The 17,656-nt window shown below is 58.7% G+C and carries 13 protein-coding genes; 3 read left to right on the top strand and 10 right to left on the bottom strand.

Translation table 11 applies throughout. The annotated features are described in order from the left end of the window. Window positions 1–3 precede the first annotated feature (3 nt). A complete protein-coding gene (locus EII30_RS07690) occupies window positions 4–591 on the top strand; it encodes a M23 family metallopeptidase (RefSeq protein WP_124886753.1) in 588 nt (195 codons plus the stop codon). A 48-nt stretch (window positions 592–639) separates the two neighbouring features. Here EII30_RS07690 and EII30_RS07685 read toward each other — a convergent pair whose 3' ends face one another. The 4 genes from EII30_RS07685 to EII30_RS07670 all read right to left on the bottom strand — a co-directional run bounded on the left by EII30_RS07685 (window position 640) and on the right by EII30_RS07670 (window position 5,282). Further along, on the bottom strand, window positions 640–1,698 hold the full coding sequence (locus tag EII30_RS07685; RefSeq protein WP_233569448.1) for a tyrosine-type recombinase/integrase: 1,059 nt from the start codon (window positions 1,696–1,698) through the stop codon (window positions 640–642). 61 nt (window positions 1,699–1,759) lie between these two features. Then, window positions 1,760–3,175 (bottom strand): DNA-processing protein DprA, encoded by a 1,416-nt coding sequence (gene dprA / locus EII30_RS07680; protein ID WP_158608687.1) that lies wholly within the window; start codon window positions 3,173–3,175, stop codon window positions 1,760–1,762. Next, a complete protein-coding gene (locus tag EII30_RS07675; protein ID WP_233569447.1) occupies window positions 3,175–4,779 on the bottom strand; it encodes a YifB family Mg chelatase-like AAA ATPase in 1,605 nt (534 codons plus the stop codon). The genes dprA and EII30_RS07675 overlap by 1 nt, the downstream gene beginning before the upstream one ends. Before the next feature lie 5 nt (window positions 4,780–4,784). Further along, window positions 4,785–5,282 carry a YraN family protein gene (locus tag EII30_RS07670; RefSeq protein ID WP_124886751.1) on the bottom strand — a complete coding sequence of 166 codons (498 nt, stop codon included), beginning with the start codon at window positions 5,280–5,282 and terminating at the stop codon, window positions 4,785–4,787. 344 nt (window positions 5,283–5,626) lie between these two features. Here EII30_RS07670 and EII30_RS07665 point away from each other — a divergent pair, with 344 nt between their 5' ends. Beyond that, complete coding sequence (locus EII30_RS07665; RefSeq protein WP_233569452.1) at window positions 5,627–6,943, top strand: nicotinate phosphoribosyltransferase; 1,317 nt, start codon at window positions 5,627–5,629, stop codon at window positions 6,941–6,943. Window positions 6,944–7,500: 557 nt separating this feature from the next. Here the strand turns inward: EII30_RS07665 and EII30_RS07660 are convergent. The 4 genes from EII30_RS07660 to EII30_RS07645 all read right to left on the bottom strand — a co-directional run bounded on the left by EII30_RS07660 (window position 7,501) and on the right by EII30_RS07645 (window position 11,892). Further along, entirely contained in the window at window positions 7,501–7,764 is a 264-nt protein-coding gene (locus EII30_RS07660; protein ID WP_124886749.1) for a DUF3039 domain-containing protein, read from the bottom strand. Window positions 7,765–7,804: 40 nt separating this feature from the next. Next, the gene (locus tag EII30_RS07655) at window positions 7,805–9,355 is read right to left on the bottom strand and encodes a hypothetical protein (protein WP_124886748.1); all 1,551 of its coding nucleotides are present in this window, start codon (window positions 9,353–9,355) and stop codon (window positions 7,805–7,807) included. Continuing rightward, entirely contained in the window at window positions 9,355–10,179 is an 825-nt protein-coding gene (locus EII30_RS07650) for an ABC transporter ATP-binding protein (protein WP_124886747.1), read from the bottom strand. Before EII30_RS07650 ends, EII30_RS07655 begins: the two co-directional genes overlap by 1 nt. 90 nt (window positions 10,180–10,269) lie before the next feature. After that, complete coding sequence (locus EII30_RS07645; protein WP_158608686.1) at window positions 10,270–11,892, bottom strand: stealth family protein; 1,623 nt, start codon at window positions 11,890–11,892, stop codon at window positions 10,270–10,272. Window positions 11,893–12,049: 157 nt separating this feature from the next. Here EII30_RS07645 and EII30_RS07640 point away from each other — a divergent pair, with 157 nt between their 5' ends. Continuing rightward, a complete protein-coding gene (locus EII30_RS07640; protein WP_233569446.1) occupies window positions 12,050–13,099 on the top strand; it encodes a glycosyltransferase family 2 protein in 1,050 nt (349 codons plus the stop codon). 103 nt (window positions 13,100–13,202) lie between these two features. Here EII30_RS07640 and EII30_RS07635 read toward each other — a convergent pair whose 3' ends face one another. Further along, window positions 13,203–15,593, bottom strand: a complete 2,391-nt coding sequence (locus EII30_RS07635) for a CDP-glycerol glycerophosphotransferase family protein (RefSeq protein ID WP_124886745.1) — start codon at window positions 15,591–15,593, stop codon at window positions 13,203–13,205. 31 nt (window positions 15,594–15,624) lie between these two features. After that, window positions 15,625–17,391, bottom strand: coding sequence for a S1C family serine protease (locus tag EII30_RS07630; RefSeq protein WP_124886744.1), 1,767 nt, complete (start codon window positions 17,389–17,391; stop codon window positions 15,625–15,627). Window positions 17,392–17,656: the final 265 nt, after the last annotated feature.

Below are 17,656 nucleotides of genomic sequence, written 5' to 3'. Positions count from 1 at the left end.
GTTATGAATCCGCTAAAAGCCATCCTGACCGCACTGCTGTCGCTCCCGCTGCTAATTTCCTCCGCCGCAAGCTCCCCCGCTCGACCAGACCCTGAATACTCAGCGAGCTGGAGCACAGCCGCCGTGATGCCCGTGAGCGCGGGTGACGGATCCACCCACCCCTTGACTGTGCTGCGAACGACTAAGGAGCAGCCCCGGTGGCTAAGCCCTGTCGGGAGACCCTACACGGTGACGCGGGGTTATCGTCCGCCCTCTCACAAATACGGCAGCGGCCATCGCGGCATCGACTTAATCGGCCCGAACGGCGACTCCGTTGTTGCGCCGGCAGCTGGCACGGTCAGTTTTGTTGGCAAGGTGGTTGACCGGCACGTGATCTCGGTGCGGGTGAGTGACTCGCTTGTCTACTCGATTGAGCCGGTTGAGTCTCAGCTTCAGGTGGGTGACGTGGTTTCTGCCGGGCAGATGCTCGGCACGGTTTCAGCGTTTGGACACACGCAGCCGCACGAGATCCACCTCGGGGTGCGAGGGGATGGCGAGTACACGAATCCGCTGCGTTTTTTGGCCGGCCGCCCTAGGCTTCTCCCCTGGTAGCGACTCTGCCCCGCTTCCCGGTGAGGTTCGCGACCGCCAGGCCGCGGGCTACTCGTCGGCGTCTTTGTATTTCTTGAGCTCCCCGGGCTTGGGTTTGAACCTGACGGGGTCGCTGGTTGGATCCACCGCGCCCGCCTGCTCTTTTGTGCGAGTCGTGGCTGGATCACTGCCTGGTTTCTTGGCGCGCGGGTGTGCGAGCAGGTACCCCTGCGCTAGCCGCTGTTTGGAGATGTGGGTGTAGACCTGGGTGCTGGCGATACTGTCGTGCCCTAAAAACTCCTGCACAACCCGCAGCTCTGCCCCGTAGTCGAGCATGTGGGTTGCAACCGAGTGTCGTAGCGTGTGTGGACCAGCGGGTTCTGCCCCGAGCAGGTCGCCGATGTATTTGGTGACGAGCCTGTAGAGGTGACTGTTTGGCAGTTTACCGCCGCGGTTGCCGAGGAACAGTTCGCTGTGTGGTTTTTCAGGGTTTGTAAGCAGCGGTCTTGCCACCCGAATATACTTGTCGAGCGCTTCGGCCGCTGGTTTCCCGAATGGAATAACCCGTTCTTTGTTGCCTTTTCCGATAACGCGGATGGTTCGCTCGCGCAGGTTGACGTGTGAGAGTGGCAGCAGCGTTGTTTCGGAGAGCCGAATCCCGGTCGCGTAGATGAGTTCCAGCATCACCCAGTCGCGGATCGCGCGAGCATCGGGGCCGCCGTTTACTCGCGCTGTTTCTGCCCGCTGTTTTGCGGTGTTTAGAATGTGGCGCACCTGTTCGACAGCGAGCACTCGCGGGAGTTTCTGTGTGCGTTTCGGGGTTTGCAGTGTTTCTGCCGGGTTAAACGGCAGCAGGTCTTGCGCCTCCAGCCATGAGCCGAAGGATTTGAGGGTTGCTATTTTCCTGGCGATAGTTGTTGAACTGTTGCCCTCTTCCTGTTGCTGCCACAGCCATCCCCGCATAATATCGGCGTTGAGGTCTCTGATCATCACCTGTTTGGTTGTCAACAGGAAGTCGAGGAAGAGGTAGAGGTCGCTGCGATACGCGCGCACGGTTTCAGGACTATAGCCGTATTCAAACTCTATAGTCCTGAGGTATTTAACAACCGCTTCTGAGGTCTGCAGCATACCTGGATTGTATGACATATGTTTCAATTAGACCAGGTAAGTTAGCTCTATCCTCAGGTATTCACTGGGCGAGCCGCCATTTTGTGTCGTTTACATACTCTGCTTTTGTTGCTTTACCGCTCAGCAGTAGTTCTGCGAGCGCCTGCCGTGTCTCCTGGTAGCTGAGACCCGCTGCTGCCGCGACCTCCGCGACTGTTTTATAGCCGCGTTTTGGTAGCGCGTCTAACACTCGGACGTTGATTGAGGTTTCACGCTGGCCGGTTTCGCCTGTGGGCTCTGTTGTATCCTGCCCCAGGCCGAGCAGTTCTTTTATGTCTTGCCCGGAGGTTATTAGTTTTGCGTCGTATTCGCGGATCAGTTTGTGGCAGCCAACCGATGATGCGGCTGTTATCTGGCCCGGCACAGCTCCGAGGGGTCTGCCGATCTGGCAGGTGTGTCCTGCGGTGTTTAGTGATCCTGACCTGATTCCGGCCTCTGTTACAACGGTCGCGTCGGCGAGCGCTGCGATAACTCGGTTTCGTTGCAGGAATCGCCACCTGGTTGGGATGCTGCCCGGGAGTAGTTCTGAGATGACGCAGCCTCCGTTTTCGATGATTTTGTTGAACAGTTCGGTGTGGGCGATTGGGTAGTTGCGATCCACTCCGCCCGCGAGGACGGCTATGGTTTTGGTTCCTTTGTGGAGTGCTGCTCGGTGTGCTGTTGCGTCTATGCCGAAGGCGCCACCTGAGACGACAGCCGTGTTGGTACCTGTCAGTGAGGCGACGATTTCTGCTGTTACTCTTTCACCGTAGTTGCTTGCTGCTCTTGCGCCGACGATGGCGATTTTTCTGCCTGCTAGGCTGCTCGGGTTTCCTCTCACCCACAGCAGGTAGGGTTTGTGGATTTCGAGTATTTCGACCTGTTTTGGCCAGTATTTTGATGTTGGTGTTAAAAGTTTCAGCTGTTTTGCGATGGCGAACTGGATGGTTTTGTTGATTTTTAGCGGATCGTATCTTGGTTCCCAGCGGGCGAGAGCTGCCGTGATCTGTTTGTGTGACACCCGGTGTGCTTCTAGCTGTTGGAAGAGCAGCTGGTTTAATACGGTTGGTGCTGAGGCTTGTGGGGTGATGCTGTTGTGTCTGATTTCGTGGATGTAGGGCAGCACCGTGTCGAGTGCTGCTTCGGATCCGAGGTGTTTTATTAGTATTCCGGCGATTGCGTCCCCGGGTTCGGTGAGTTGGCTCCAGATTATTCTCGCGAGGGTGTCGTTTAGGATCTCGGCGGGGTATTTTCTGGGTAGCGGGACCGGCGCTGTGTCACCGTCGCTATCCCCCGCAGCGTTGGTGGCGTGTGTGTCGGTTACCCCGTCAGTGGCATCGTCTGGCCGATCACTGTTTCTCGGGGCTTGCTCCAGGGTTGCCTCGTCAGCTTTCTGTAGCAGCAGTGATAGCTGCCTGGCGAGTATCGGGGTCTGGGTTAGGAAGGTTTGTGTGTTCACTAGTATCCTCTCAGGTGCAGGGCTTCTGCTATGCAGGTTTTGTCTGGCTGTTCCAGGTTGTTTAGGTCGGCGATGGTCCAGGCGATGCGCAGTATTTTGTCGTAGCCGCGCATGGTTATGTAGCCGCTGGTGAGTGCGCTGTCGATTGCTTCGCGATCCTTTGCGGGGATTACTGAGTTTGTTGCCCGCAGCCAGGCTCCGCTCACCTGGGCGTTTTTTGTCCACCCGGTATTCTTGAGCCGTTTTCTGGCGCGCTCCTGTGCTGTACTAACCCGCTGCTGCATCTCCGCGCTGGTTTGACTCTGTTTGGCACGGTAACTGTTGGTGACGCTGTTCACCTTCACTCGCAGGTCGATACGGTCTTGTAGAGGACCGGATATTTTGTTGCTGTATCTTCTAATCTGCTGGGGTGCGCACTCACACTGTTTCACTCCGCCAATAATTCCGGCGTACCCGCACGGGCACGGGTTGGCTGCCAGCACGAGTTGAAACTTGGCGGGCAGTGTCGCTCTGACGCGGGCGCGATGGATCTCGATATACCCGGTCTCGAGTGGTTGCCGGAGCGAATCGAGCACACTGCCTGCAAACTCCGGCGCCTCATCCATAAACAGGATGCCGTGGCTTGCCAGGGTGATCGCGCCGGGTCTAACAAAACCGTTGTGGCCGGTTCCGATTATCGCGGCGGTTGATGCCGTGTGGTGGGGTGCGATAAGCGGAGGGCGCCTAACCAGTTTGGTTAGGGCTGTGCCACCGAGTGAGACTATGCTGCTCGCTTCAAGCGCGGCAGCGTCGTCAAGATCCGGCATAACCCCAACAAGGGCGTTAGCGAGCAGGGTTTTACCAACCCCGGGTGTACCGTTGAGCGCAAGATTGTGGCCACCTGCGGCGGCAACTGCGAGCGCGGAGACGGCTTCCTCCTGGCCAACAATGTCGGCTATATCAACGGAGTTATAGGCTGCCTCGTCAGTGGTTTCATGCTCTGTCTCAGATACGGTAGATGCTGTGCAGCCCTCACCGGGTACGGCAGCGGACTTGGATCCGGCGGCGGGCTGTGCGATCCATCGCCCCTCACCCGGCTGAATAACCCGCCAGTTGCCGGGCTTTTGTTGATAGAACAGGATCACGTCTTTTAGGCTGCTGGCGCTAACCACCTCGATTCCGGGAACGAGCGCCGCCTCAGCTGCGCAGTCCGCTGGCACAACCACCCGTGTAAAACCGTTTTGCTGGGCTGCGATAACCGCGGATAGCAGACCCGCCGGGCGTTTCAGGCGCCCGTCAAGACTCAACTCCCCGAGGTGAACGGTTGTCGTAAAGTCCGGTCGCAGGTGGATTCCTGAGACGGCAACACAGCTGACCGCGATTGCGAGATCAAACGCGGACCCCTGTTTGCGCAGGTCTGCCGGTGCGAGGTTCACCGTGATAAACCCGGGCGGCAACTGCACGCCAGAGTTTGCGCAGGCAACCCGCACCCGCTGCTTTGCCTCGGCAATTGCCGTGTCTGGCAGGCCGATAATTGCGAGCCCCGGCAGCTGGTTTGACAGTGCGGCCTCAATCGTCAGCGCGGTTCCGGTTAAACCGGTTAGCGCAATGCTTTTAGTCTGCACAACCACTAGCCGACCCCCTCCAGGTATCTCAGGTGCAGCCGCTCTCCCGGCATCACCAAAACCGCGGCAGCGTCGATTCGAATGTCTGCGGCGCGGGGCGGCAGGGGCGGATCCACACACCCCAAACCAGCATCGTGATCCCCCTGGCTCTGCTGGCCGGGGCTTTGCGCCCGCAGCCAGAGCCGGAACAGTTTTCGCAACTGGTAGAGCTTGTTTTCGGTTATTGCCTCAAGCGGATCCCCGCCGCTGTCGCCGGTTCTGGTTTTCACCTCTACGGCGATCAGGGTTCTGCCGTCCTGCGCAATAATATCCAGCTCCCCCTGCCTGCCTGAGCGCCAGTTGCGTGCCAGGATCCGCACACCCCTGCCGGTGAGATAGTGGGCGACAATGTCCTCGCCGGTTCTGGCGACGCACTGCCGTTTTTGGGCGGGGCCGTGGGCGGGAAGGTGTGTGCAGTCTGGCAGCGGCTCTGCGGTGGCGGTTATGTGGTTAGGTGTTTTCATGGTCGGGTTCCTCCGCATCAAGTCTGCTCTCGTAAAACAGTCAGGGTCACCAAAAAGCAAAAACTGTGGATAACTTCAGCGCTAAACGGGTTTTCCATAGGCCAGAAACAGCAGTTCGCCAGAGCACAAAAACAGCAACACTCCCAGCCCGCAACCAGCTCTTTACCCGAGCGCAAAGCAGGTTAAAATCTCAGTAATTCAGCGGTTAAATACCCTATGATTAGTCTGTGTCTACTTCAGCATCCACCCCAGCATCGAGTTCCGCACCAACAACAAGAGCGGGCAGCGGATCCACCCCGCTAATAGGCTCAACAGCCTTTCTCACTGACCGCTACGAACTGACGATGGTTGACGCGGCCCTCGCCGCCGGCACCGCTAGCCGAGACAGTATTTTTGAGCTTTTCACCCGCCGCCTTCCCGGCGCGAGAAAATACGGTGTTGTCGCCGGCACCGGTAGATTTTTGGAGGCGCTTGCGCGTTTCCGCTTCACCGACAGCGAGCTGGAGTGGCTTCGCTCAGAACAGTTTTTAAGCAGCAAAACCCTCGACTGGCTAGCCGACTACCGGTTCTCCGGCAATATTTACGGCTACGCCGAGGGTGAGGTGTTCTTCCCGAACTCGCCGATTTTGACGGTTGAGTCAGGGTTTGCGGAGGGTGTCATCCTGGAGACGCTCGCGCTCAGCATCTTCAACGCCGACTCGGCGGTCGCAACAGCGGCATCGCGCATGGTTAACGCGAGCTTCGGCAGGCCCCTTGCCGAAATGGGTTCCCGCCGCACCAACGAAATTAACGCGGTCGGCGCAGCAAGGGCCGCATACATTGCAGGATTCGCGGCAACCAGCAACCTGGAGGCGGGAAGAAGCTACCAGATCCCAACCATGGGAACCGCCGCTCACGCCTTTACACTGCTGCACGATTCAGAAATCGCCGCGTTTGAAGCGCAGGTGGCAACGCTCGGCAAGTCAACAACCCTGCTAGTCGATACCTATGACATCGTGCAAGGCGTAAAAAACGCGGTCGCGGTTGCCGGAACCGAGCTGGGCGCTGTGCGCATTGACTCGGGTGACCTACCGGTTGTTGTTAAACAGGTGCGTGAGCTGCTAGACAGCCTCGGCGCCCACAACACCAAAATAACCGTCACAAACGACCTCGACGAGTTCACAATCGCAGCGCTCGCCGCAAGCCCGGTCGACTCCTTCGGTGTCGGCACCTCGGTTGTTACCGGATCCGGCTCCCCCAACATGAGCATGGTCTACAAACTGGTTGCCCGCACCGACGACAACGGTAACTGGCAGTCAGTCGCCAAAAAGGCTGAGGGAAAAACCTCCTACGGCGGCAAAAAAGCAGCATACCGTGTCTATGACGAGTCCGGGTTCGTGTCAGCTGAAAAGCTCAGCGTTATCGACCCGCACAGCGACCCTGTCACCGCTGAGTTTGCTGCGGCAGGCTGGGTAAACAGCGACGCTTCAGAGTCCGACGCTAAAGCCCGCAACCTGCTCAACCGTTTTGTGGCCGCTGGCGAGGTGGATCCGCAATTCACCGGCATCGAGGCGATCGCCGCAGCCCGTCAGCGCCACAGCACCTCTGTGCGGGAACTGCCGCCGATTGCGATGAGCCTGCAGCGGGGTGAGCCCGCGGTTGCAACCGTGTTAGTCCAATGAACTACCTGAGATAAAAAAAGATACGTTTTCAGAGGAAGAGGCACCCATGTGCGAACCATATTCCTTGTCCGTTCTCCTATCGCTTTACGAATCGGGGTCGGGCTACTTTTCCTGCTTCCAGCCGCCATTTCATTCTCTGTGCTAGCGGTCGAATTAGCACGAGGAGCGGGTATAGTAGTTCCACTGCTGATAACGGGCATCGGGTGTCTGATTCTCAACCTGGCATCCCTGCTGTCAGCCGCGTTCGTCAAAGTTTCAGAGTCTCACGTCACCGTCGGATTCTTCCCGGTGTGGATGACACGAATCTCACGAGAAAGCATCCTGGATATCAGTACAGAGACGATTGACTCGTACAGAGACTACAACGGCTGGGGTATCAAGGGCTCAGCGAAGCAGGCGAGCGGCCGCCTCTACTCCGCAGGAGGGAACAATGCGGTCAGGATCCACGATACACAAGGAAGAACCTTCCTCGTCGCGTTCCCTCACGGCTCGGAAGTGCCGAGCTTGTTGATGGAGACACTTCAACCGCCCGGTACAAAATCTTAAGCAGCGCAGCGCTACCGCTTCATCCGCTCGTAAACAGCTTTGCACTCTGGGCAAACGGGGAAACGCTCAGGGTCACGGGAGGGCACCCATTTTTTACCGCAGAGAGCCCTAACCGGTTTGCCGGTTACCGCTGATTCAACGATTTTGTCCTTTGGAACATAGTGCGAAAAGCGCTCGTGATCGCCGTCTTCTAGCTGATCCTGCTCAAGCAGCTCGGTGAGCTCCCTGTCAAGCACATCGGTTCCACCGGATCCACCACTGCCAAAAATACCCATGATAAAAGTCTATTGCCCTTTCTGGATTAAACCTTAGAGATCAGTCATAGATTTCTGCCGCGGCGAGAATCTCTGGACCCTTACGCTCGAAGATCCAGCCGCCGAGTTTCAGGCAAGCAAACAGCAGCATTGCGCCAAAAGCGACGCTCGCGAGGGCGGTCAGCCAGAGAGCCGCGGTCTCGTTCTCGTGCAGAATCGCCGAGATACTAAAGACAATAACCGGGATCGCCAGGAAGATTCCGCAGAGGAATGACACCAGCTGTGCTGACAGTGCGCCGGACTCGGTGAACTGCGGCTGCAGGAACGGGCTCTCCCCCGGCCTGGTTGACGGGTACGGGGTGAGCGCGGAGGCAACCGTTGAAACCGCCATCCCAATTAGCAGGGCGGCGCAGTTGAGTCCGAAAACGACCGGTAGGATCAGCCAGTTGCCGTAGAAAATAACCGAGATACTGCTGCCGATAAACAGCATCGGAATGCCGACAGCGGCTGCGGGCGCGAGCCTGCCGAGCCGGTCGTCGAAACCTTTGATGCCGCTTGCAATGTGCAACCAGATCGCGGTTGAGTCCATCGCAACATCGTTGTGCAGCGCCCAGCCGAGCAGGAACAGCATAATCGGCAGCGGCAAAAGCGACAGCACGGTCGGCGGCACGCCCGCGATCCACAGCGCAAAAACAGCGAGGGCTGCGGCGGCGGGGATTGCGAGCAGCGAAACCCGGTAGCGCGGGTCGCGGCGCAGATAGGTGAGACTGCGCGCGGCAATAACCCCGGCGGGTTTAGCGCTGAAGTAGACAAACAGTCCGAGCGTGTCTATGTTGCGGCTGTCGCCCGGCGCGGCATCCGAGAGCACCATGCTTTTCGCGGACGCGAAATAGCAGACGGCGACACTGACAACCAGCGCAGCAGCCGACACGATCCACAGTGTTGCCGCAAACGATGCCTTCCCCGTCACCGTCATCAGGGTGGCACCGACCGGGGCAACGGTTGGCAGCCACAGCGAAGCATTGAGGGCGCTGAGTAGTTGCGCGTCATTTTTGGTGACGATCGTAAACAGCACAAAACAGCCTAGCGGCGCGAGCAGCAAAAGCAGCGAGATACCGAGCACCCGGCGCAGCAGTGTTAGCGCGGTCCCCCTCAGCAGCCACTTTTGCACGGCAACCGCGGCGTGAGCGAAGGCGATGGCGGCTCCGAGAATCAGCGCCGAATCGAGCACCAGCAGCGGCCAGCCGGGGCCGAGCAGCTCGGCGCGGGTTGCAAACCTGGTGCCCAGCCACAAAAGCACCAGCAGGAAACGCCAGCTAAACAGCGCGGTTACAAGGATCCCGGTTGTGATCTGGGCAGGGCTGTAAGGGTAGATTGCGAACTGTCTGGCTTCGAGCTGCGCCGTGTCAAAAAACAGCGGCAGCAACAGCGCGGCAGAGAGCACCGCGAAGCTGATTAGCGCGTCATACTGTAGCGCCAGCGCGGCATCCTCCCCCGCAACCAGTCGCGGGAAGATGCCAAGGAACACCGCAACCAAAACGCCGAAGATTACGACGAGGGCGTTTTTTAGCACCGCCCTGTTGGATCCACCAAAGGGCGCTGCGAGCAGCATTAGACGGAGTCTGAGAGACCGTGCAACCACTCGAGACCCCCTCCAGATTTATCGACGAGCTCGGCGAAGCGTTTTTCGAGGGTTGTGCCGGCGCTCACCTCAGCAACCGTGCCACCGGCAACAACGTCACCGCCGACGATCACAATCACGTGGTCACAAACACGTTGAATAAACTCGAGGCTGTGGCTCGACATCAGCACGCTGCCGCCGCCAGCAACATACTTTTCGAGAATCTCGGTGACGTTCGCGGCAGAAACCGGGTCGATACCCTCGTATGGTTCGTCAAGCACGAGCAGCTGCGGTGCGTGGATCATCGCGCAAGCGAGCATAATCTTCTTCTGCATACCGCTTGAGTAGTCAGAAACCAGGCGGTCAAGCGCTAATTCTAAACCGAATGCGGCGGCGAGTTCATGGCTGCGGGTGGCGATGGTCCGCCGATCAAGACCGTGCAAAACACCCGAGTAGTGGAGCAGCTGCGAACCGGTTAACCGGTCAAACAGGCGCAGCCGATCTGGCAGTGTGCCAATCACTCGCTTCGCGGTTGTGTCACCGCCCCAAACGTCAGTCTCGCGCACAAACACCTTGCCGGAGGTTGGGCGGTTAAGCCCCGTGATCATCGACAGCGTTGTTGTTTTACCGGCACCGTTAGGGCCAACAAGACCGGTGAATGAGCCCTCGTGAACGTGGAAACTAACCTCGTTCGCGGCAACAACCTGCCCGTAACTCTTGGTGAGTGATTGCACGTCCAAAACAATCGGTCGCTGTTTGGCGACCTCCGCGCGCTCACGCGCCCGATCAGCTGAAAGCTGTAGGGGTTCAGGCATCACAACTCATTTCTTTCACCGGCTTTGTATTTAATTCTAGCGAAGACCAATAAACAACCATAAACATTCATCTAAATATACATGGGGTTGTTACTTCTCGAAGCTGCTCGGCACCGGGAAGCGTGTCTCCAGGAAGTCACGCAGCAGCTTGTCAACCACGGCAACCTGCTCAGGATCCGTCGCCGTATCGTTCACACACAGCACATCGAGGTTGCGTCGCTTCAACAGGTCAGCAAGCACCTGCTCGGCATCCTCGCTGGCAATATCCAAATAGGCATAGCGGATCGCGTTACTGTCGACCGCCCGTCGTTTCGCGTAGGCAACATAGTGGTAGAGCGCTGACGGGATCGAGTAGTCCTCGGGGTGTCTAAACCGCGATGCCGCAACCTTAGAAAACAGCTCCGGATGCTCCGCCTCAAACTCCTCCATAACCTCTTTCAACTGCGGGTGCGGAGTGTGTTTGAACTTGTTGGTGACGGTGCGATCAAACTGCGTCTCAATGTGGCTGCGGTTGCGTTTCGCGGCGGAGAGCACCGGCATGTCGCGAGCGCTCGGCTCATCAACATCGAGCGGCGCGTTCGATGGGAAGAACTTGGACATCCCGTTACCGGTGTAAAACAGGCTCGGTTCAACCGGTCGCATAAACAAGATATCGTCGTTCATGTAGAGGTACTGGTTACTCAAACCCGTAATGTGGTGCAGCTGCGACTCGATCGCGTGCGAGTTGAAAACCGGCAAAACCTCCGGGTCTGAGAAAATCTCGCGGTGGTCAACAACCGTGATCTTCGGGTGCTCGGTGTTCAACCACTCCGGAACCTGCCCGTCGGTTACAAGATAGATGTGGTTAACCCAGCTGGCATAGTATTCAACCGATCGCAGCGAGTATTTCAGCTCGTCTCGTGACTGGTAGCGGGACTGGCTAACCGCTGTCTCGTTAACCTCACCGCCGGTTAGCTCAGCGAGCGCACGCTGCTGTTTTTTGCGCCATTCCGGGTCATCGCCGTCAACCCAGGTGTAGACAATATCAACCGGCTCTGTCACCTCGTAAATGTGCGCGAACTCGCTTTTTACCAGGTGCTGCGGATGCTGTTTCGCCCGCTCCCACGCCGCCGGTGTTAAATACTCCAGCAGGGTGTTTCGTCTCAGCACTTTGCGGTGCAGGGTTCCGGGAATGTGCTCACTGCCGTCAACTCGCTCAACGCCGTACCCGATTCGCTCCCAAGGCTCGATAATAATCTGTTCCGCCGCGCTCGATAGCTCCAGGCCGCTCGCAGCAACATGGTTGGTGCGGCAGAGGATCCGCCTAATCTCAAGCGGTTTAATGCGCGGGTTTGTGATGCTCACCTGGAATCCGACCTTCAACTCGGCTCGGATAATCCACCTGCCCGACTCCGCGAGTGTCTGCAGGCGCGGGATCAGTCTTGTCACATCCTCCTCAGCGATAACCAGCACCGGTCGACTAATCGTCCTGGTGGGCAGCTGCGCATAGTCGATTCCGGCGTCGCCCAAAACACCGCGGAGGGTGTCAAGATCCGCCGCAATATTGCCGAAGGCGTCAAAACGCTCTGCCGGATGCTGTCTGGCGTACTCGTTTAACAGGCGGCTTTTGTAGGGTAAAAACGAGAGCGAGGCGAGGTCGAGGATCTGCCGTTTTTGCTGTTCAGAGAGATTCCTCGCAGCCCACATTCGCAGACCAGAAACCAGCTTTGTCATTTTTATCTCCAAGTGCTCTAAAGCACCAATTTTACGCTGCCAAGTTGAGGAAATCCTGGCGAGAGACGCGGTTTGCGAACAATTGCGCACCAGATTTGTGCTGTCTTTAGCGCTGCGCTTCACCGCCATACCCAAGCTAATCTGCGAAGATATTGGTGTGCAGCAATCTTCTAGTTCTTCTCTCCCGTCGGTCAGCTATGTGATGCCGGTGCTGAACGAGGCAGACTATCTGGCCTCGGCGGTTAACGCGGTTTTGGCGCAGCGCTATCCTGCGGCGACCGAGCTGATTCTCGCTCTCGCCCACTCAACCGACGGCACCGCCGAGATTGCTGAGGCGTTGGCGGCGGCGGATCCGCGAGTCCGCATCGTCGCAAATCCGGCGCGCGATATTTCCGCGGGCCTAAACACAGCGATCGCAGCGGCGATCCACCCGGTGATTGTGCGGGTTGATGCGCACTCGGAGCTGTCAGATAACTACACGGAGACGGCGGTGCGCTCACTACTCAGTTCGGGGGCGGCAAACGTCGGCGGGATAATGCAGGCGCGCGGAAAAACCCCGGTTCAGCGTGTGATTGCGGCGTGCTACAACTCCCCTGCAGGGCTGGGCGGCGGCGCCTACCACGGTGCTGAGAAGGCTCACCCGGCAGACTCCGCCTACCTTGGCGTGTTTTGGCGAGATGCCTGGCAGCTGGTTGGCGGTTTTGATGAGACGGTGCGGCGCGGCGAGGACTGGGAGTTTAACCTCAGGATTCGACTCGCGGGTAAAACGGTGTGGTTCAACCCTGACCTCCGGGTTTTTTACAGCCCGCGAAGCAGTTTTGCGGCACTTGCTAAACAGTTTTTCGCAACCGGTGTCTGGCGCGCGATGCTGGTGAAACGGCACCCGAAACTGCACCCCTTAAGGTATTTTGTGCCGGGTCTTTTGGTGCTGTTTTTGGCGCTGACCGCGCTTGTTATCGCGCTAACCGCGATCCCCGCGCTCACCCCCGTGCTGGTGTGGGTGAGCGTTCCGGCACTGCTTATCTGCCTCCTGTATTTTGCGGCTTTAACCCTCACCGCCTGCAGGCTCCCGGGCCTGTCGCTGCGAGAGAGACTGCTTGCGCCGTTCTCGTTCCTGACCATGCACACCGCCTGGGGTCTCGGGTTCCTGCGCGGTTTCTGCTTCGGCACCGGCGACACGGTTGACCGGTCACGGCTCAGCGTCTAGATGCCTGGCGGGTCTAGCTGTCGCGCGAGCTTCCTCGCACCCTGGATTGGTGATCCCACTGTCTCGCAAGCTTCCTCGCACCCTGGGTGGGCGGATTAAGCCGCTAGAGGATCCCTCGCTGCCGCAGCAGGTCGATAACGCGCTTGGCGGATCCGCCATCGTCGCGCGGATTAAACCGCTCACGCCAGTTTTCATAGCGTTCCGCGTACTCACCGGCGATGTCGTCGAGGCTGCGGAGCGCACCAAACACCTCAGACTGTTTCGTGAGCAGCGGCCCGGGAGCGGACGCGGCAAAGTCGAAGCTGAAGCCGCGCTCTTTCTCGCTGTAGTCTTTAATGTCTGGCACGAAGAACAGCAGCGGGGTTTTTGCCACTGAGGCGTCAAACATAACGGAGGAATAGTCGGTGATTAGCGCGTCCGAGACGAGGATAACGTCGTTGATGTTGTCGTGTTTGCTAACGTCAAGCAGGTTGTCTGCCCGCACCTGGTAGCCACCAAACTCGTGGGTTCTGGTGTGGCCTCGCAGCAGCACCGTCCACTCGCTGCCGAGCTGTTTGGCTAGTGCGTTTGCGTCAACCAGATCTACCTGGCCGTTCAGGCTGTCTCGCCAGGTTGGGATGTATGAGACCACGCGCGAGGCGGGGTTGATGCCGAGCTCGTGTTTCAGTCTCGCCCGCAGCACCGGGTTAATCTCTTGGCAGTGCCGGGGGCTAATCGCCCCGTTTCTTTCACTCCCCGCAGCTCCGAGCGGTTTTTCAACAACCGCCGCAGCGAGTTCGTCGGTGCGCGGGTAGCCGAGCTCTAGAATCTCTCCCCTAAACCGGTAGCCGCTTCTAAAGTGTGCGGTCGAGTGCGGGTTTTGTGAGAGCATAAGCGACCATCTGGCGCTCTCTCTGATTACGGCGATGCGTGTTCTGAGCCCCTGTTTGGGTCTGTCAAGCGCCAGGTTTTTCAGCATTGTGCCGTGCCAGGTCTGCAGCACAGTCTGCCCGCTGCGTCGTTTAAATCCGTGCCTGGTCCAGTCGTTTATCACCAGCAGTTTCGAGTGTTTTCTGGCGGCGTGCCACCGTTTCGACCCTACCAGCACCGGGATTGCGCCGTCCGGCACCCGCTGTGTTTCATCGGCTGTGCTCCAAAACTGTGTCACCTCAATGTTTTGCCTCGTGATCTCACGCGACAGCGCCAGCGGGTGGTCAGAGATCTGCCTGCCGTAGAAGCTTTCAAAGAACACACTGTTTTCTGGAACCAGTTCCGCATCGGGTGTTAAAAGCTCAATCACCGCGTCCAAAACCCGTTCCGCAGCACCGCCCTCGGGATGCGCAAAGAACCGTTCAGAGAGCTCTTTTGAGTGCCGTTTCGCCTGCGACGCTGCTTTGCCGCCGGGCAGCACAGCCGCCAGTCTGGTAAGCGCTGTGTACCAGTTGCTCTGCACCTGCCCCTGCGCGGTCACCGCGATCGGTTCGTAGAGTCCCCTGCTGTCACTGTAGCTTTCTTCGTCGGGAACAAACCAGACAATCGGCCGCTCGGTTATCGAAAAATCGAGCGCCGCCGAGGAATAGTCGGTGATTAGCGCGTCAAAAACCCCGAGGTGCGGGGTTAGGTCACGCAGCTGTTCGCTCGTTAAGAGTGCCGCGTGCTCGCCAAGCACCGCACTATAGTCACCGTGTCCGAGCGGGTGCGGACGAATTACCAGCAGGTAGTTGTTTTCTTTCGCGTGCTGTTTAATCGCCGCGGCGGTTGCCTCATCCGGGCAGGCCGGATCCGCATCCCCGTCGCGCCAGGTTGGTGCGTAGAGGACAAGGCGGCGACCAGCGGGATCCACCCCGAGCGCCTGCAAAACCGTCTCGCAACGGGCGGCCATTGCGCTGTTATCAGTAAGAGATGCGATGAGCGGATCATGCCGGGGGTCGCCGAGAACCCGCACCAGCCCGGGGGCGACCCGGAAGCAGGAGCGCAGTCTTCTGGCGGCGGTGACGGATCCGGCAACGTAGAGCGAAACCTGTGCGGCGCCGAAGCTGTACATCTTCTTCAGCAGTTTTTGTAGTAGCCCGGGGGCGTTAATCCGCGTGGTTTGCAGGGTGTCAAAGTGGAGTCGTTTCAGCGGGGCGCCGTGCCACAGCTGGATTATTCTCGCGCGGAAAACCCCGAAGCGGTTAACGTCCCCGAGCCCGTGTGTGACAACGATCTGACCGGCGGTTATTGTCATCCAGAAGCCATGCAGGCTGTCGCGCAGGCAGGCGTTGAACCCGGCAGCCTCAGCGGCGCTAACTTCCTCCTCGGTTTTAAGGATCCACCAGATTTCTGCCTCTGGTTCTCTCGCTTTTAGCGCTAGTGCGAGCGGCAGGGCGCCCTCGCCGAGGCCGGCGTGGGAGGCAAAAGCCCAACGGTTACTGTCGCGGGGAATAACCAGGCTGAGTAGCAGCCCCAGCAGGTAGAGCGGGGTTGCAAGCAGCTTCTTAAGGTTGCCCGACTGGAAGTTGAAACGTTTTGCCACCCTACTACCCTACTTGCTGATGCTCTGAAAGCTAGCTTCCGAGGGTTCCGAGTGTCACCTCGGTGGTTTTTTCTTCACCGCCGCGACTGTAGGTGATTTTGATTTTGCTGCCGCCCTCGTGCATCCTGATCAGCGCAGAAACCGATGTGCCGTCGGCCGCTGCAACACCGTCAACTGCGGTGATCACGTCACCGGCTCTCAGACCCGCAGCTGCGGCAGCGGATCCGTCCTGCACCTCCGAGATGAGCCCACCGGCGTGGGTTGCTGTCTCAGAGTTTGCTGCGTCAGCGACGCTCGCACCGAGCAACCCGTGGGTTGGTGTCTCACCGGCGATAATCGAGTCTACGACACGTTTTACCAGGTTTGCTGGGATCGCGAATCCAAGCCCGACGCTGCCAGCCGTCTCCTCGCTCTGCCCAACCGAGGCAATCGCCACGTTAATACCGATCAGCTCGCCTTTACCGTTTAGCAGCGCGCCTCCCGAGTTGCCCTGGTTAATTGACGCATCGGTTTGCACAACCGGCAGTGTCACCTCGTTGCTGGTCTGTTGTGTCTGCTGCTGTTGCTGTGGCGTGTCGTACTCCCACGGGAACTGGAAGCGCGGTGTTTGTGAGTTGTTGTCCTGTGAATTGTCAGGGGTTTCTTCACCGCCCGCGCTGCCAACCGAAATACCGCGGTTGACCGCACTAATCACACCGCTTGTAACGGTGCTTGGCAGATTCAGCGGCGCCCCGATCGCGATGGTCAGGTCACCAACCTGCAGCTTGTCTGAGTCAGCGAGCTCAATCGCCGGGAGATTTTTCTCGTCAACCTTGATAACTGCGAGGTCCGCGTATGGATCCGCCCCAACAAGTTTCGCGTCAAGCAGTCTGCCGTCGCTGAGTCTCGCCCTGATGGTTGGGTTTTCTTCGTTCGAGCCGAGGGTTATCACGTGGTAGTTCGTGATGATGTAGCCGTCCTCGCTGTAGATCACGCCCGAGCCGGAGCCGGCAACGTTCCTACCGACGACCTGCAGTGTGACAACGCTCTGTGTTTTTGCCGCCGCAACAGCGCTCACCTCGGTCGCTGTTTCCGCGTTCTTAACGGTGATTGTGCCACCTGCCTGCGCGATTGCGGATCCGCCCCCACCGGCGATGCTTGCCGCCACCGCGCCACCGGAGACGCCACCGACCAGCACACCGAGCGCTAGACCAGCGGCAAGGAACTTGCCGTTTTTGCTCTTGTTCTGTTTACTGCCGTCATCGTTTTTTACACCGGTGTACTGTGGCAACGGGGTGGCAACGGTGCGCTGCTGCGCTGCCGCATAGGCTGGCTGCGCGGCGTAAACCGGCTGCTGTGGGGCCGCGTGCGGAGCCGTTGTTTGCTGCTGAGCTTGGTAGGCAGGCCGCTGCGACTGAGGCTGCTGCGGGTGAGGCTGCGCGTGCTGTGGCTGCGCGTGCTGCGGAGTTGGCTGTTGAGCTGCAACCTGCTGCAGAGTTGACTGTGTTTGAGCCTGCGATTGTGCTGGCTGGTGCTGTGTTGCCCGGAAGTGCTGCGGCGCCTGTGGCGGCTGTGCAGCGAGCGGCGCCTGAGCTGCCTGCGGCACCTGAGGTGCCTGAGGTGCCTGATACACCGCGTTAGAGCCCGCTGGAGGCTGCGTTGAAGCAGCTGGCTGCGCAGCCTGCGCACCTGCCTCAGACTGTGCCCCCGCTGGTGCAGCCTCTGCCGGAGCAGCTGACTGTGTAGCAGGTTCTGCGGCGGGCTGGTTGGCTGGACGTGCTGCCTCGTCGGGTGCGGGGTTAAGTGGTGTGTTTTCCATTGCTGGGCTCTCTCCGTAGATAGTTCACGCTCGTTACTTTACATGACAATAATTACCAACGTTCCTATGAATTTCTATATATTCCTCTGAACGGCAGCATAAACTCTGAAACTTTCGAAAAAACAGTGTGGTGGGCACAGAATATCGGGGATCCACACCGGCGGATAACCGCATTTGGGGTAAGTGGACAGATTGTGTGGCATTTCTTCCGCTGCTTCCCAGTGTTTCCATGCCCTGTAGAGGGGTTAAAGTTCCGGCGACTCAA

The organism is Leucobacter sp. OH1287 (genome assembly GCF_003859945.1).
Lineage (GTDB): Bacteria > Actinomycetota > Actinomycetes > Actinomycetales > Microbacteriaceae > Canibacter.
The sequence above is the reverse complement of the archived record's forward strand: the minus strand, read 5'-3'. Positions and strand labels throughout refer to the sequence as shown.

Excerpts from the sequence above, each read along its gene's own strand:
- EII30_RS07670 (WP_124886751.1), bottom strand. The coding sequence starts at position 5,282 with ATGAAAACACCTAACCACATAACCGCCACCGCAGAGCCGCTGCCAGAC.
- EII30_RS07690 (WP_124886753.1), top strand. The coding sequence starts at position 4 with ATGAATCCGCTAAAAGCCATCCTGACCGCACTGCTGTCGCTCCCGCTG.
- EII30_RS07645 (WP_158608686.1), bottom strand. The coding sequence starts at position 11,892 with ATGACAAAGCTGGTTTCTGGTCTGCGAATGTGGGCTGCGAGGAATCTC.
- EII30_RS07685 (WP_233569448.1), bottom strand. The coding sequence starts at position 1,698 with ATGCTGCAGACCTCAGAAGCGGTTGTTAAATACCTCAGGACTATAGAG.
- EII30_RS07655 (WP_124886748.1), bottom strand. The coding sequence starts at position 9,355 with ATGCTGCTCGCAGCGCCCTTTGGTGGATCCAACAGGGCGGTGCTAAAA.
- EII30_RS07660 (WP_124886749.1), bottom strand. The coding sequence starts at position 7,764 with ATGGGTATTTTTGGCAGTGGTGGATCCGGTGGAACCGATGTGCTTGAC.
- EII30_RS07630 (WP_124886744.1), bottom strand. The coding sequence starts at position 17,391 with ATGGAAAACACACCACTTAACCCCGCACCCGACGAGGCAGCACGTCCA.
- EII30_RS07665 (WP_233569452.1), top strand. The coding sequence starts at position 5,627 with ATGGTTGACGCGGCCCTCGCCGCCGGCACCGCTAGCCGAGACAGTATT.
- EII30_RS07650 (WP_124886747.1), bottom strand. The coding sequence starts at position 10,179 with ATGCCTGAACCCCTACAGCTTTCAGCTGATCGGGCGCGTGAGCGCGCG.